Raw genomic sequence first — 15,248 nt, forward strand, 5'->3', positions numbered from 1 at the left:
GTGATCAGCGGCGAACAATATAAACTAGGGAAAGGCTATCGAATCGAAGCTATCGGGTGGTCTCCGCACCATCTTAATCCACGTGGCGCAGCGGTTGAGTAACATCCTAGCTCCAAATGCAAGGTGCGCAGCTCGCAAGATCAGGCGACGCTCTTCTGGTCGTGCGTCGTTGAACATTGGAGCATGTGTTCCGCTCTATCATTTACGAAAGATTTGACTTGCTCCCAACAGGCAGGCGCTAGTGGACCGCCGTGAGGAAGTAACACGCTCGGCTGGCCCCAACGAGAAAGGCCCCCGGCGGGCATGCCGGAGGCCTTCTTGGAGGTTATTAAGAGCCTGTTGTTTGCTCCTTTCCTATAGAGAGGACATTAGAAATTGCGCTGAGCGCGGAGCAGCAGCACAAGGCTGTTCTGATCCTTCAGCTCGTACACCGCCGCAGGCTTTGCGACACCCGACTGTAGCGGGAGGGTAACTGTGCTTCCGCTCGCATACTTCTGGTCGAGCATCATATACGCAAGCTCGCCCGTAAAAGTCAGGCCCTTGACGGGAGTCCAGGACGTTTTCGTGCCAACCACCGCGTAGTTGAAATCGGGGTTACACCCGCCAACGCCGCTCGAGAGCGCAAGATTTGCGACGAACGCCCCGCAGATATACCCCTTGGCCGTGTTGTTATATCGAACAGCGGCCCATGCGCCGAACACGGACGTATTCCAATACGGATCCCAGTTGTGGGTGTAACCGCCATTGAAGCCATACGTCGTGGTCAACTCCTGGCCGGCACCAGTGACGAAAACCGAGTCGGATACACCGGCAATGCCCAAGCTCTGGTACGCACCAGCCACGCTCGCACCGCCATACATCGCGTAGGTGGTCGACATATAATCCTGGAAGTTGTACCGGCTCGCACCATTGGTGTACACGCCGGTCAGGTTAATCGTGTCGCCGGGGCCTGTCGGAAGGTTTTTGATTGACAACGCCAACTGGCCAGCCCAGCCCCATTTGTCGCCAGGATGACCCGTCAGCTCGGACGCACCGTAGTAGGCCGCATGGTTGTCGTGCGCAGCGAACGATGCCTGAAAGAGACCCCAAGCCTGGTCAACACGAACCCGAGCCACGAGGTCCGGAGCCCGCGATCCACCGATGTCATTGGCACCGTAGGCGCCGGCAGCTTGGCCAGCAGCGGTAGCGCCACTCACATTCCAGATATTGCTTGTATAGTTTGCGACCTGATCCTGAGCAGAGAACGAAGCCGTGATGCCCTGCCCGAAATCGGCGGTATACGTAACCTGGTTCACAGGATCCCAACCACCGCTGCCCGGGAGCTCGATGTTGTTTGCAGGGTATTCGGCCCAAGGCGTCCTGAATTGCGACTCAGCCTTACCGAACGTAAATCCGGCGAACTGGATAAACGCGTAGTAAACGCCGAGCGAACCACCGGCGATCTGAGAACCGGTCGACGACGTATAGCTGGTCGCACCATTCACGCCGGTCGTGCCAGCACCACTATAGGTACCGCTGGTCCAAGTGAACACCAGCTCGGAGAAGGTCCGAACGACGCCATACTCGGTGGCCGTGCGTGTATCAAACTGCAGATCCTGGCGAGCTCGCGTCGTATAGTAATTGCTGAGCCGATTCCGCGCGCCAGCTACACCACTGCTGGCAGCATCGAAGTCAGAACTGGTCGCCAGCATGGTATCCGCGCGCAGATACCCACCGAGCTTGATGCACGTGTCAGTGCCGGGGATGTAGTAGAAGCCGGCGCCATACAGCGAGCAGATCTTTACATATTCGATCGCCTTCGCCTTGACGGGGAGATCGGCAGCCTGCGCTCCAGCGCCGACGAACATTGCCGCCGAGCCAAGGATAATACCCTTCATCACTTTCATAGACGACCCTCCAAGTTGGAAACCGCGTTTCCGTCCTTCAAAGATCCGCGCTGTCACTGCTCCTGGGCAGGTGCCGGCGGAACGACGTCGAGGCCCCCTCGCTGTCAGCGTGATCCCTACTTGCTTTCATTAATTGTTGCAATTAATTAATTTGTAGAATCAATAGATGGTTGAAGGCCGTTGCATCCTAGCAACACAGACCCTCATGTGGTAACGCCTCGAAACCAGCCCCATAAGAAAAGCCCCCGAGGGGCATCTCGGGGGGCACTCTTGGAGGTCAGAGCTAAGATCGCTTGGTAAATTGCCACACGATCATGCAGATCAATAAACATAATTAATTGCATTTTTCAATTGATATCTCACATGGTGCCCATGGCCTGTGCAGCCTGGTTAGGGCAATATGCGAGATAGGAATGGGCCCGCCTTCCTCGAGTCGCGCGCCCCCTGAGCAAAGTGCGAAAGTTAATATGGCCGAAAAAGAACAGTTAGATCGAGCCGCCAGGGACCTGATCTGGAACATCGTGGAGATCCATTCTCAACTTGAGGAAATCCACAAGAGCTGGGCTGAAATGCTAGGAGTAACCGAGCCGCAATGGCTCATCCTTGCGGCCATTGACAACCTGGATGACGGTCGCGGCGTTTCCGGCACCGCGGTCGCAACTAAGCTGCGGATCCATCCCGCCTTTGTGACGAACCAAACGAAGAAGCTCGAGCAGATGGAGCTCCTGGCCCGCGTAGTATCGCCTGATGATGCAAGATTTCTGCAAATCTCACTGACTCAAAAGGCACGAGTGGAAATGGCAAAGCTGTCGGACAAAAGACACGCACTGAATGCGACCATGCTTGCCGGTTTGGACGAAGAGTCTTTGGACTATCTCAATAAGCGACTGACCTCGATTGCGAAGAACAGTCGCCTTGCACATCAAAAACTAAATCTTGGGCTGTTGTAGCCAGGCTCGTTACTTGACTGGCTCCTCACGAGACCAGTATGGCTCATCCAGCAGCACAGACCGCCGCGCGAATTTACCGCGAGCATGCGGCTTCGGCTCTGCGCAAGATTGACACGCGCATCTGAGCCAAAAGCCCAGCGAAATTAGAAAAGCTGCACATTCACGAAAACAAAGCAGATTTTCAGCGGCGTGGGCCCGCAGATCGGCGAGGCTCAGCTTCGATGAGCCCTAGAGTCTAGAGTCGACATAAGCGGAAGCTGAAGCTGCCAATCAACGCTGACTAGCCGAATTCAGGGTCTCTTGATTGCTCAAGGTTGTGTGGGGCCTCCCAGAGCAATTATCGATGATTCGCGCGAAGGGGGAAACCGATGCTGTGCGCTGCTTGGCCTGAAGTGACGGACAACCTCGAGTCCACAAGGCGCAGTGCGGCGGTATTCCTAGACAGTTTCTCTGGAGGTCACGAGACCACAAGACGGCGGCACTTCGTCGCAAGATGGACGAACATAGGAGAGGCTCACTGCCTGTTCGGAGACCAGAACGTCGAGCGGGGCGCTCTCGATGCCGCGGAGGATGCTTGGCTTTGCGCAATGACCGCATTCGAATTGGCAAGGCGGCTGGCCGACGAAGACGATCCACAAGCGGGGGACGTTTTGGGCAAACTGGAAGCTATCATCGGCAATTTCGAATCTCTCAAACAGAGGGTGCGGCGCGTCGAAATCGCATCTTGGGATGAACGCAAGCTACCTGCCTACTACGTGTCCGCGGGCGAACCTGAGTTGTTCACCCCAGCAGTTATTTGCATAAGCAGAGAGGGCGAAACGGAAGCCATGTTGGTCGGGCGCCTCTTGCCAGTCCTAGCAGGCCGAGGCATGGCGGCTCTCGTTCTCGCTTACCAGGACGTTTCCGCCGGCCGGCATGAACAATCAGCGATCTTGTCCTCCTGCTTGGACTATTTAACTGCTCAACCCGAAGTCGATGCATCTCGTATTGGTATCTACGGTGAAGGGCTGTCGGCCGCCCTGGCGACCGATTTCGCGTTGGCTGATCGACGCATTGCTGCGGCGGTTTGCGACGGCGGCTTGTGGAACTGGGCTCGTACTCAGGCCTCCATCTCCTGGATGACGGGAGCCTCTGACCTCTTGGATGATCACCTGGCCTCAGCATACCGAGCGCGATTGGCGCGACGTTTGAAATGCCCGGCTCTCGTGGTTGCAGGTGGGCGCAGCATCGCTAGCGTCCCGGAGGCCATGAAATTGGAAACCTACTGCGCAGCCGCTCGCATCGACCTCAAGCTCTTGATGCCGCGTCTGGCACACATTCCAGACGGTGAGTTCGAGAATTTCGCAGCCTGCGATGATGATATTTTCGTCTGGCTGGAACGGACGCTGACTTCGGCTTCGTAGGCCGCAGTCATCCGCGCTAAAAGACATGACCAAGGCCAGATATACTTCCCGGCGATGCCATGACTTCTTGCCCTGATAGATCACTCCCCGGACCTTTTGCGGAATTCCCATCACGGCGATCCGCGGGCCGCCGTCCTTGGGCATATCAAACCGTAAGCGCACAAAATTCCAGCGAACGGCGATCATAAAGTCGAACGAAGCAGTGCAGCAAGGACCCAGGATATGGATGCACGGTCATCTGGAGAACAATGCATGAAAGCTGCGGATTCTTTGTCCAAAAACGGAATATCCACGACCAACCGGTATCATCAGTAAATTTCTGCGGGGCCATTTTTGTTCGACATCACTTAGAGAGCTTGAGGAGACGAGACCATGACTAACGAGGCCTCCAGGAATGGCAGATCCGCTGTGATCTCGCGGCAGCTTATCGCCTGATCGCCCATTTCGGCATGGATGACTTGATCTCCACCCATCTATCAGCGCGCCTGCCTGGCAAAGCGCATCGTTTTCTGTTGAACCCCTACGGCATGATGTTCGACGAAATCACCGCCTCTAGTCTTGTTGTGGTCGACCCCGAGGGGCATGCCATTCAGAAGGAGGAAGAGGCTAAAATTAACAAGGCAGGCTTCACGATCCATTCTGCCGTGCACATGGCACGTGACGATGCTCAGTGCGTAATTCACACCCACACCTTAGCCGGAATGGCGGTTGCGGCTCAAGAACAGGGACTGCTGCCGCTAAATCAAAAATCGATGTGCCTATACGGCGGCATTGCCTATCACGACTATGAAGGAGTTGCCCTTGACCTCGACGAGCGCGAACGTCTCGTCCGCGATCTCGGCGGCAAAGACTTGATGATCCTCAAGCACCACGGCTTGCTTACAATCGGCCGCACCGTCTCTGAGGCCTTCCTCAACATGTACCTCTTAGAGCAATCTTGCCGGGTGCAAATCGCGGCAACGCAAGGCGGACAAAAGATCGCTTTGCCTTCTGAGAAGATTGCTGCACATGCTGCGGAGCAATTTCAACGCGAGGGCTACAATAGGAGTCTTCGGCCTTGGATCGCCCTCAAACGCCGCCTCGACCGCTTAAGTCCTGATTACGCAACCTGATGGTTTGGCTAAGCGCTGATATGCTACCACTGACCTGCCAAGCAAGCGAGTAGGCAATCCGTTTTCGAGGCTGCTCAATATTTCGCGGCTATCAAGGAGCCACCCATGCGCCCCCCCAACTTTGATGATCTTGCTGAAAAACTACGCAACTGGGGCCGGTGGGGCCAGGCAGATCAGCGGGGTACGCTGAATCACATCGGGCCAGAAACTCTGAAGAAGGCGGCGGCCGAGGTGCGCGACGGCAAGCTCTTCAACCTTGGTCTGCGGTTCGACCGGAATGGGCCGCAGCTCGGACGCAAGCGGTTCAACCCGATGGTCTACGCGACCGACCTTTTCACACCGATGAGCCCCACGGCGGCGCCTGGTGTCTGTTTCTCCGACGACGTGATCCATATGCCGCTGCAATGTTCGACCCAATGGGACGCACTCGGTCACGTCCACTATGACGGTCAACTCTACAATGGCTGCAATGCGCGCGAATGCCTTACCCAAAATGGGGCGCTGAAGATGGGCATCGACCATCTGGCAAGCCCCGGCATCGTCTCCCGTGGGGTGCTCCTGGACATTGCGCGGCTAAAGGGCGTCGAGCGACTGCCCCTCGACTATGCGATCACGGTCGATGATTTGAATTCCGCATGCGAGAAGCAAGGCGTAAGCGTCGGCAGGGGCGACATCCTGTTGGTGAACACAGGCCACATGCTTTGGTTCACCGCCGATGGGGATCGCGACGCTTTTATGGGAATGCAGCCCGGCCTCAGCTATACCTGCGCCGAGTGGGCGCATGACAAGTCACTGGCGGCGGTCGCGGCCGACAACATGGCTGTGGAAATATTAGACGCCGATGGCTTGGGTTCAGAAATGCCGCTCGCCTTCCACATGCTCGCGCTGCGAGACATGGGGATGCCGTTGGGCGAAATGTTCAATCTAGAGACGCTGGCCGCGGACTGCGCAGCCGACGGACGCTACAGCTTCTTGCTTGCAGCCCCGCCTTTGGAGGTTACCGGAGGCTTTGGCTCGCCCGTGAACCCACAAGCATTGAAATAAAGGCTCATTGAGGATCGCGGACTGGGCGACCGGTTCGAGTTACAGCGTCGACAACAATTTCATCAGCGGACATCCGCCAGCCATTTTCGGCAATCGCCCGCCGATTCGCAAGATAAAAGTGAACTGACGAATAGCAACCAGCATCCAAGCTTCATTTCGGAGAGAAGCCATCAACCACCAGTGTTGAGAAAAATAGACGCCACCGAAATGGCAGCTAGACGCGCTCTTTCGTTCGGAATGCAAACTTGCGATACGTAGGGTTCGGTTCGCATCTTTTGTCATTAGTAATAATTGTCAGTGCTTCCGATCCGTCGCAAACTTAGCTTTCTCCCACTGTTCAGCATGGCCTGTCACCTCAGCCTTCTGGGGGCCACGCCGTGGGATCGAGGGGCGGGGCCCGTTTCGTTAGCTTTCCACGATTTTCCGTATGCATGCCCCAGGGCGGCGGCAAGCGCTGGATCAGAGGCAGGAAATTTCCAAGCCTGTCTCGGGCCTTCTTTAGCCAGTCGATGCTTGGACTCTACGGCGCAGCTCAACAGCAGCGAGCGCGCCAGCCCCGCCGAGCGCACGTTTTGGATGTCGGGCAACGCTGGGGCATGCAGGACTGCGCCCGAGTTTCTGTGATTACATGGATCCGCACTCGTGCCACGCAGATCCTTCGCGTCATTTCACGCCTCCACTAAAGACCGCGACAAGGCAGCGCATTCGATCAGCGCGGTTAGCTCCGCAAATCAGATCATGGCACAGAAGCTCCTGTCCCCTCCCTAAGCTGGGCGTGCGCAACCGCCGACTTGCAGAATACACTCTTCTCTTGGGGCTTGTTGTCTGTTCTGGAGACGCAAGTGCAGCATCTGGAGCCGGATCTTCTCCGGGCCTTCGTCATTGTCGCAGAGACACGCAGCTTCACGAAAGCCAGCGAACGGCTGTTCCGCACGCAGGCGGCCATCAGCATGCAGATCAAGCGATTGGAAGAGCGCATCGGAAAGCCACTCTTTGTGCGAGGTCCATTCGGCACTCGGCTCACCACCACCGGCGAGCTGCTGATCGACTACGCACGCAGAATATTGCTCTTAAATGATGAAGCGCTTGTCAAGCTCTCGGCGTTTCAGTCTGACGACGTAGTGCGCATCGGCATATCGGACGCCTTCGCCCGCATTATTTTGCCTGACGTATTGCCATTGCTCAGCAAGTCTTGTCCCCATGTACAACTTCATATCGTTGCTGACGATGGCCTCAATTTGGCTCAGGAAGTTCTAGACGGACGAGTGGACCTCGCCCTGGTGATCCGGCATTCGAAGACCCGCGACGGCGAGTTGCTCCGACGTGAGAAACTTCATTGGATCACATCGCCGCAGAACTCGCCGCATGATTACCAAGTATTGCCGTTAGCGCTCCATTCTGGTGGTTGTCTCCGCCGCGAGATCGCCCTGCAGGCCCTCAAGAAAGCCGACCGAAGATTTAAGATCGTATTGTCCAGCGTCACAATGGCTCCCATTGTTGCTGCAGTCGCGGTCGGTGTCGCTGTATCGCTCGCCGAGGAATCTGTGATCCCAGCCGGCGTGCGCCACCTTGTGGAGGCGGAGGGGCTCCCTTCACTCGGTGCCGTTGACCTTGTTCTATACCGTATTCCAGGTCATCAGTCTCGTGCCGTAGCAGTGATCGCGGAGCACATTCGCTTGTCGTTAAGGAGCCGGACATTGCTGTCGGAAACCTTACAGGCAGCGCATCGGTCCGCGGCCGAATAGGTCGCTTATTAGCGAGACGTATGCCTCCATAAGAGCTTTTGATTTTTATCGATCTACCAGATTGGCTATTTTTGGGGTCAAGATGGCGGTTCAGTCGAATTGTGATGAAGGCGCATAACATGACGAAGCCGAAAGACGCATCAACTCAGTCAGCAGATCGGCCACCATCGGCGTTAGGCGGCTCCTGCTCATCGTCGATCGACATTGTGGCGCAGCTTACTGAGTCCGACTTTGCGACAAAGTACCGCGATGCAATGCGGCCGGTTGTCCTACGTGGCGGCTGCGCGGCTTGGAGTGCCTGCCAGCGTTGGTCGCCTCAGTATTTTGAGCAGGCCGCGGGATCGCTGACCGTGCCGGTGAAGACGCTCAACACTGGCGACATCAAAGTCTCACCTTGGCGCCTGGCAGAATACGTGAGGTTCATAATGGAGCGTCCGCCGCGCGCGGATGAAGTCTCATCAAACGCGGAAGCAATCCCGTATTGCCACGACATTCCATTACTCGGGTTAGTGGAAGCGCTGGCTGCAGACTGCCAGCCCTTTCCGGCCAATCTTCTTAGTCCCTGGTATCGTCAGCATTGGTGGCGGTATTCGCAGTTCTTCATGGGCCCAGCAGGCACGGTTACTCCGCTTCACTTCGATAGCCTGCTTAGTCACAATCTCTTCTTCCAGATCTACGGCAGTAAGACGTTCATAATCATACCCGCGAACCAAGCAGAGCTCTGTGGACGCCGCGGTTGGAGATGGTTTGATGTGGACCCGGAGCGCCCCGACTATGGGCGATTTCCGCAGTACCGGCGTGCGACCCCCGTGGCAATCACCGTGAGTGCAGGCGACATGCTGTACATGCCACCTGGTACCCTCCACCACGTGCGTAGCCTATCGGCCTCAATTTCCTTTAATATCGACTGGCACACCGAGCGGAGCGTATTGGACGCGTTAGCCCAGCCCCCAAACGAAATACCCACAGAGGTCAAATATTACAACGCGATCAGCGCATTGGCCGTCGTCGCCAAGATACCTGAAGCCATTACGTTTCCATTGTACCGGCCCTACTTGAGCTATGTAAGTTGAGGAGACGAGTTGCAATTGAGAGCGCTACCTACGCCGTGCACGCGGCTTTCCGCTCGGGACGAGCTGAGGCCGCGCAATCGGCAAGAGCCAAATCTGGCCAGACCAGCATCAACCAATGCCCGAAAAAGGTGATATCCCGCCGTCGTGCGGCCTCAGGGTTGCTGGTCGCTAGGGTACAGGCTACGTTCGATGCTGGTGACTTCGTGCTCGAAGAGGTGCCCACACCACGTAATGCCTAGCCTTGATCCCCACCGTCTGCCACTACGACCAGCAGCGCGCGGAGGTCATGTCCGCTTGCTCGGCAAGCGGGCTTGAGAACATGTTCCACTAAGGACCGCTCGAGTGCAGTCCCGGCGGCCGCGCCACGGCGCTACGGTCGAACGAAACCGCTGTGAGCACTTCAATCGCTGGCAACGCTAACCTTGAAGGCTCCAGCCACTGACCGCAAGCTCTCCCGAGCCGACACCGCAGCCACGCCCCGCTCCACGTTGCTCGATTGGGAGATAGCCTCAGCTCGTTGTTGCAGCCAAACTTCTAGCATACATCGTCATAGACTTTCGCTTGGAGGACGGAGACGCGGTAGCGCCAGCGAACGCGAGCGTTCAGAGAGCCAGTACCGTCTCGACCAAGTTAACCCAATAGCCGATGCCATATGGCAACGTCTCGTCGTTGAAATCGTATGCCGGGTGGTGCAAGCTAGCTGTTGATCCATTACCTAGAAATATAATGGCGCCCGGGCGTGCCTCAAGCATGTAAGCGAAATCCTCCGACCCCATCCTTGGCAAGATCTTGTCATCCACTGAAGTCGGCCCAACGAGATTGCGTGCTACCGTGATCGCCAAATCGGTTTCCTTGGCATGGTTGACGGTGACCGGGCCGGATCGGAAGTACCTGAATTCGACGTCTGCGCCAAATCCGCGCGCGATGCCTCGGGCAGACGACACAATCTGCCGTTCGGCGAAGTCGCGCAGGCCCGGCACAAGAGTCCTCACGCTGCCAGCCACTTCTACTCGGTCGGGAATAATATTGTAAGCCTGAGCTGCATTGAGTTTTGTGACGGAGATTACCAACGCCTCGATTGGATTCGTGTAGCGGGAAACCAAGGTTTGGAGGCCGACAATGATCTGTGCTGCGATGACGACTGGATCAATGGCTTCGTGTGGTTTCGCGGCATGGCCGCCCCTCCCCTTGACGACGAGGTCAAACTCGTCGAGAGCCGCCATGATCGGGCCATGGCAGATGCCGAACTTGCCAACTTCCATTCCTGGTACATTGTGCAGTCCGAACACCTTGCTTATCGAAAATCGATCCATGATGCCCGCCTCGACCATCCTTTTGCCACCCAGCCCATCCTCTTCAGCCGGCTGGAAAATCAAGGCGATGCTCCCCCTGAAGCGTCGAGTAGTCGCAAGGTATTTCGCGGCCCCCAAAAGCATGGCCATGTGACCATCGTGCCCGCATGCGTGCATCCTGCCCGATACTTTAGATGACCAGCGCTTCTCGGATCGTTCAAGTATCGGTAGCGCGTCCATATCCGCGCGCAGAGCGATCGTTGGCCCGCCTCCGCATTTGCCATTAATAACCGCGACGACACCCGTTTCAGCGATCCCCGTTTCGACATGATCAACGCCGAAAGAGGCGAGCTTCTCGGTTACAAATTCGGCCGTATTATAGAGCCGATACTCCAGCTCCGGATTTTCATGAAGATAGTGGCGCCAAGCAGTTGCCTCGGCCTGCACATTTCGAAATGCTTCAATGCCACGCATGTTGATTCCACAACTTGCAATCATGCATTAAGACAGCGCGTGATCTGTATGGCTGAGCTTCTGCACGACCATCTAAGATGACCACGTGCTCGCTTCAGCCAAACAGACGGCTTCCCCAAGCAAAACGGTGGGAAGATGAAGGCTCACACCCTCCTCCCAAAATGTGTTTCGCAGCGGGCTCAAGACTGAGTTCCGCGCGTTCTGTCCATTGGCCGTCACCTTGGTAGGCCTCAATTACCTCACGCACAGGCATCCACCTTCGCGCTTTCCCGGCTTCTGGTCGCGCTTTGCGCCCACGCCGCCCTTCCGGTCAGCACGCGTTCTCGTCAGCAAACTCGGCGGTCTAGCGGAGCCAGTCTGCAGCCGCGCCTACCGCTTCCGGAAAGACTAAAGCGCTCCGACACAAACACATCAACTGCCAAGTTTAGCAGGGAGTGGGCGGGGCCGCGTATCCTGCAACATAGGCAGACTGCTCGCCGCGCCCTGGGCAAGACCTATTAGCGAGGTGGTCTAAGGCTCAGCGTCGCTTCCGCACTGAGCCCTCTTGTGCGACAGAGGCCACAAGCGTGCCGTCGCGCCTAAAGATCAGGCCACGGGCGAGGCCACGTCCGCTCTGGGCGCTCGGCGATTCCTTGGCATAGAGCAGCCAATCATCGGCACGGAACGAGCGATGAAACCACATGGCGTGGTCAAGGCTTCCGGACAGAATGCGTCCGTCGAACAGCGTACGCCCATAGCGTGCCATCACGGCATCTAGGAGTGATAAATCCGAGGCATAGGCCAGCGCGCATATATGCAGCACCGGATCATCCGGCAGCTTAGTCGCAGCCTTCATCCACATATGGAGCTTTCCGCCTTCGATCTTTTTGCCAACATACCGGGCGATCTCGACCGGACGAAGCTCCACCGGACGATCGGGTTCATAGTAGCGACGAACAATTTCTGGCAGGTGAGGATACACTGGCTCCTTCGACAACTTGTCGGCTGCGAATGCTCAGGTCCTGGAACCTCCGGCATTTTGTCCTGATGGTTGAACGCGCCTTCCTCACGCTTATGAAAGGACGCCATAAGTGAGGAAATTACCTTGGCATGCTGCATCACCGTCACGCGCCGGGTCGAATAACTTTTACCGTCGCGCAGCCGCTCTACCTCGTAGATCAAAGGCACCCTGGGGTCGCCGGTGTGAATGAAGTAGCAATGCAGCGAATGCGGTAGCCGGGCTTCAACTGTTCGACATGCGGCAAACATCGCCTGTCCGAGAACTTGGCCCCCGAATACCCGTTCATCGGCGGCGTTCGGACTATTGCCGCGAAATATGTTGTCCCCGATCAAGTCAACGTCGAGGATGGCTGCAAGATCGATCCGACTTTTTTGCATTCAAGAGCTCTTAGCGTGTTCAGTGTCATGGCTGGAGCGGTACGACGGAGAGACCAGCGTCTTCAGGCTTCGAGAGATGAAGCACTCCTCGGAACGAAACGCCGCGTTTTGGGCCCGGTATTCGAGCTGCCTCTGCGCTACCAGAACTCCATACGTGAGACAGTTCACGCCGGGCATTTTTCGATAGGCTCAGCGCCTGCGACAGTCGTTCAAGTCCAAAGCAATCCGCATGCCGGTCCGCACATCAACGGACTACAGTAAAGAACACGATGGCGAGCTTCTTGTACCGTCGCCACGGGTCGAACTGTCAGCGTTTTGTTCCGTACATGTCGAGAAGCACACAACTGCAGTGCGATGGGCGTATGTAGATATAGCGCGACAGCTTCTTTCAGCTGCTTCCAAGGATCGCAGGTCGTACCCGCTGCGACTGAACGCGACCGCTTCACCGCAGGAGGCACAGCCGGTACGCTGAGTACTACCATTTCGTCGACCGCATGGCTCAAAACGGAAGGAGCGCAGGTTTTGAGCAGGGATAGCATATTGTCGCGCTTCCACCAGACGCGGTCGTCTACTGCTACGTACGCGGGTTGCAGCGGCATGATGAGCGGCCCGCTTCGAGCATAGTAGTCGCGTAAAGAGAGCACAAGGCATTGTTCGATCGATGCTGATAAAAGGGGACAGCACGCCATCACTATGGGTGTGATAGGTTCCTACCAGTCTTCCATGTGGGGTGAACGAATTGCTCCTTGTCACCGAACTACAGGAGCGCCGCGCCTCCAGGGCAAGCGAGAAGCGATTATCAATTCGACCTGGATTGCACAACGGTGCCCCGTGAGATGGCCGATCCTCTATCTGTCAAGACGAAGTGCCCCTGCTGCAGTGTCCACAGCGATACGTCTGTAATTTCCGCCTATCTGAAAACGTGCGGCGTGGTCCTTCGGACCCTTACATGTCGCCAACCGCCTAAAGGCATCTTTGATCTTCCCCCGAAAAGGTGGACGGGTTAAGCGGCTTTTAGCTCCATTTCGATCGGGGCGACATATCCGATCGCGGAATGGAGGCGGGTTCGGTTGTAGAAGCCCTCGATGAAGGCGAAGATATCGCGCTGGGCCTCGGCGCGGGTATTGTAGTCGCGATGATGGACCAGCTCGGTTTTCAAGGTATGGAAGAAGCTCTCCATCGGGGCATTGTCGTAGCAATCGGCCTTGCGGCTCATTGATGCCACGATGCCGGCGCCGGTGAGGACCTTGCGATAGGCATGTGAGGCATACTGCACACCGCGATCGGAGTGGTGGATCAATCCGGTCTGCGGCCGTTGCTGGTTGATGGCCATGGTCAGTGCCGCGGATGCGAGTTCGACCTGCATATGGTCTTGCATGGCCCAGCCGATGATCTTTCGGCTGAACAGATCCATGACGGCCGCCAGAAACATCGTAAGCGTCGTTTTGATCCCACCTTCTCGTGGCGTGGGGGATAGGCGAGGTTCACGATCTCTTTGAAGGGATCGGCTCGTGTCTATGCTTGACCATACGCTTAAGTCGGACGTGTCGGCGAGCCGGCTCGAAGTAATCACGGAGACGGGACGACGTCGTTGGTTCTCCAAGGATGACAAGGCCCGGATTGTCGAGGAGACGCTCGCGCCAGGTGCGGTTGTTTCCGACGTTGCCCGGCGACACGGGCTGACGCCCCAACAGGTGTTCACCTGGCGCCGGCAAGCGCGCCAGGTGCCGACAGTGAGAGCGGATGAGCTGCAATTTGTGCCTGCTGTGGTCGACACACCGACCGTGGCCGTCGCCGCGGAGCGCAAGGCACGGCGATGCAAGGCAAAGCCAGATAGCGGGAGTATCGAGATTGAGATCGATGGCGTTACCATCCGGGCTGGCGCCGGCGCAGACGCGGCGATGATTGCTGCCATCGTTCATGCGCTGAAGGCGCCCCGGTGATCGGCCCGTCCGGAGCAGTCCGGGTGATGGTGGCGACTAAGCCAGTAGACTTCCGCAAGGGAATGGAAGGCCTTGCGACCTTAGTGCGTGAGAGCATGCGGGCGGACCCCTTCTCGGGTGCTGTCTATGTGTTCCGGGCCAAGCGAGCCGACCGTGTCAAGCTGGTGTTCTGGGACGGAACGGGTCTGTGTCTGTTCGCCAAGAGGCTCGAGGACGGGATCTTCCGTTGGCCGAAAATCGAGGACGGTGTGATGCGTCTGTCGGCGGCGCAATTGTCGGCGCTCCTGGAAGGGCTCGACTGGCGGCTTGTGCATGAGGCACGGGAGACGTCGGCGCCAACGCAAGCGGGATAGTTGTTGGCGGTGCTGCGACGAAGTGAATCAGGAGCGCCGGACGCATCGCCACATGGCAGCGAATATGCTCTGAATTGGGTGTGAGCGACGCCCTGCCTGACGATCCCGAGATGCTGAAAGCGATGCTGCTTGCCGAGCGGTGCGAAAGCGAACGGCTGCGTCAGATCATCAAGGAATTGCAGCGGCATCGGTTTGGCCGGCGGGCCGAGACGCTGCCTGAAGATCAGATGCTGCTGGGCCTGGAAGACGTCGAGCAGGTGGCAGCATATAGCGAGACGGCGCAGGACGTCAGCGCACCTGAAGGCCGTGAGGTGCGGGCTCGGAAGCGCCGCGGTAACCGTGGCGCCTTGCCGGTGCACTTGCCGCGGATCGAGGTCGTCGTCGACATCGAGGACAAGACCTGTCCCTGCTGCCAGCGCGAGTTGCACCGGGTCGGTGAGGATAGAAGCGAGCGGCTGGACTTGGTCCCGGCCCAGTTCCGGATCCTTGTTACCCGGCGAGGCTGGGCAAGAACTCGGGCATTTTCGTTGGTCGGTGTACGCTTTGTTCATGACGAATCGCACATTCAAGACCGGCGAGAGCCGCGACCAGGCCAG

Annotated in this window: 11 protein-coding genes and 2 pseudogenes; 9 read left to right on the plus strand and 4 right to left on the minus strand. The window is 57.3% G+C overall.

Annotated elements, in window-relative coordinates; translation table 11 throughout:
- Positions 1 to 368: 368 nt before the first annotated feature.
- Entirely contained in the window at positions 369 to 1,886 is a 1,518-nt protein-coding gene (locus IVA87_RS14200) for a porin (protein ID WP_247333931.1), read from the minus strand.
- A 467-nt stretch (positions 1,887 to 2,353) separates the two neighbouring features.
- On the opposite strand from IVA87_RS14200, the gene IVA87_RS14205 reads away from it, so the two are divergent.
- The 6 genes from IVA87_RS14205 to IVA87_RS14230 all read left to right on the plus strand — a co-directional run bounded on the left by IVA87_RS14205 (position 2,354) and on the right by IVA87_RS14230 (position 9,213).
- The gene (locus IVA87_RS14205; RefSeq protein WP_247333932.1) at positions 2,354 to 2,836 is read left to right on the plus strand and encodes a MarR family transcriptional regulator; all 483 of its coding nucleotides are present in this window, start codon (positions 2,354 to 2,356) and stop codon (positions 2,834 to 2,836) included.
- 587 nt (positions 2,837 to 3,423) lie between these two features.
- On the plus strand, positions 3,424 to 4,239 hold the full coding sequence (locus tag IVA87_RS14210) for a hypothetical protein (RefSeq protein ID WP_247333933.1): 816 nt from the start codon (positions 3,424 to 3,426) through the stop codon (positions 4,237 to 4,239).
- 401 nt (positions 4,240 to 4,640) lie between these two features.
- A complete protein-coding gene (locus IVA87_RS14215) occupies positions 4,641 to 5,351 on the plus strand; it encodes a class II aldolase/adducin family protein (protein ID WP_346658356.1) in 711 nt (236 codons plus the stop codon).
- A gap of 105 nt (positions 5,352 to 5,456) precedes the next feature.
- A complete protein-coding gene (locus IVA87_RS14220; protein WP_247333937.1) occupies positions 5,457 to 6,395 on the plus strand; it encodes a cyclase family protein in 939 nt (312 codons plus the stop codon).
- Positions 6,396 to 7,237: 842 nt separating this feature from the next.
- Complete coding sequence (locus tag IVA87_RS14225) at positions 7,238 to 8,140, plus strand: LysR family transcriptional regulator (protein WP_247333939.1); 903 nt, start codon at positions 7,238 to 7,240, stop codon at positions 8,138 to 8,140.
- Positions 8,141 to 8,259: 119 nt separating this feature from the next.
- On the plus strand, positions 8,260 to 9,213 hold the full coding sequence (locus IVA87_RS14230) for a cupin-like domain-containing protein (protein ID WP_247333941.1): 954 nt from the start codon (positions 8,260 to 8,262) through the stop codon (positions 9,211 to 9,213).
- A gap of 602 nt (positions 9,214 to 9,815) precedes the next feature.
- Here the strand turns inward: IVA87_RS14230 and IVA87_RS14235 are convergent.
- From IVA87_RS14235 to IVA87_RS14245, 3 genes and pseudogenes are all read right to left on the minus strand, one after another.
- Positions 9,816 to 10,979 carry a M20 aminoacylase family protein gene (locus IVA87_RS14235; protein WP_247333943.1) on the minus strand — a complete coding sequence of 388 codons (1,164 nt, stop codon included), beginning with the start codon at positions 10,977 to 10,979 and terminating at the stop codon, positions 9,816 to 9,818.
- A gap of 517 nt (positions 10,980 to 11,496) precedes the next feature.
- Positions 11,497 to 12,356 (minus strand): annotated as a pseudogene (locus IVA87_RS14240) (acyl-CoA thioesterase II).
- 1,003 nt (positions 12,357 to 13,359) lie between these two features.
- Positions 13,360 to 13,788 (minus strand): annotated as a pseudogene (locus tag IVA87_RS14245) (IS3 family transposase); the annotation flags it as partial.
- Positions 13,789 to 13,873: 85 nt separating this feature from the next.
- Here IVA87_RS14245 and IVA87_RS14250 point away from each other — a divergent pair.
- The 3 genes from IVA87_RS14250 to IVA87_RS14260 form a co-directional block, all read left to right on the plus strand.
- Positions 13,874 to 14,299: a transposase gene (locus IVA87_RS14250; RefSeq protein WP_247333949.1), complete on the plus strand. Its 426-nt coding sequence runs from the start codon at positions 13,874 to 13,876 to the stop codon at positions 14,297 to 14,299.
- A complete protein-coding gene (tnpB, locus tag IVA87_RS14255) occupies positions 14,296 to 14,652 on the plus strand; it encodes an IS66 family insertion sequence element accessory protein TnpB (protein ID WP_247333945.1) in 357 nt (118 codons plus the stop codon). Before IVA87_RS14250 ends, tnpB begins: the two co-directional genes overlap by 4 nt.
- 110 nt (positions 14,653 to 14,762) lie before the next feature.
- A partial coding sequence (locus tag IVA87_RS14260) for an IS66 family transposase zinc-finger binding domain-containing protein (RefSeq protein ID WP_247333951.1) occupies positions 14,763 to 15,248 on the plus strand: 486 nt, incomplete at its 3' end.

It is taken from the genome of Bradyrhizobium sp. 147 (assembly GCF_023073935.1).
Lineage (GTDB): Bacteria > Pseudomonadota > Alphaproteobacteria > Rhizobiales > Xanthobacteraceae > Bradyrhizobium.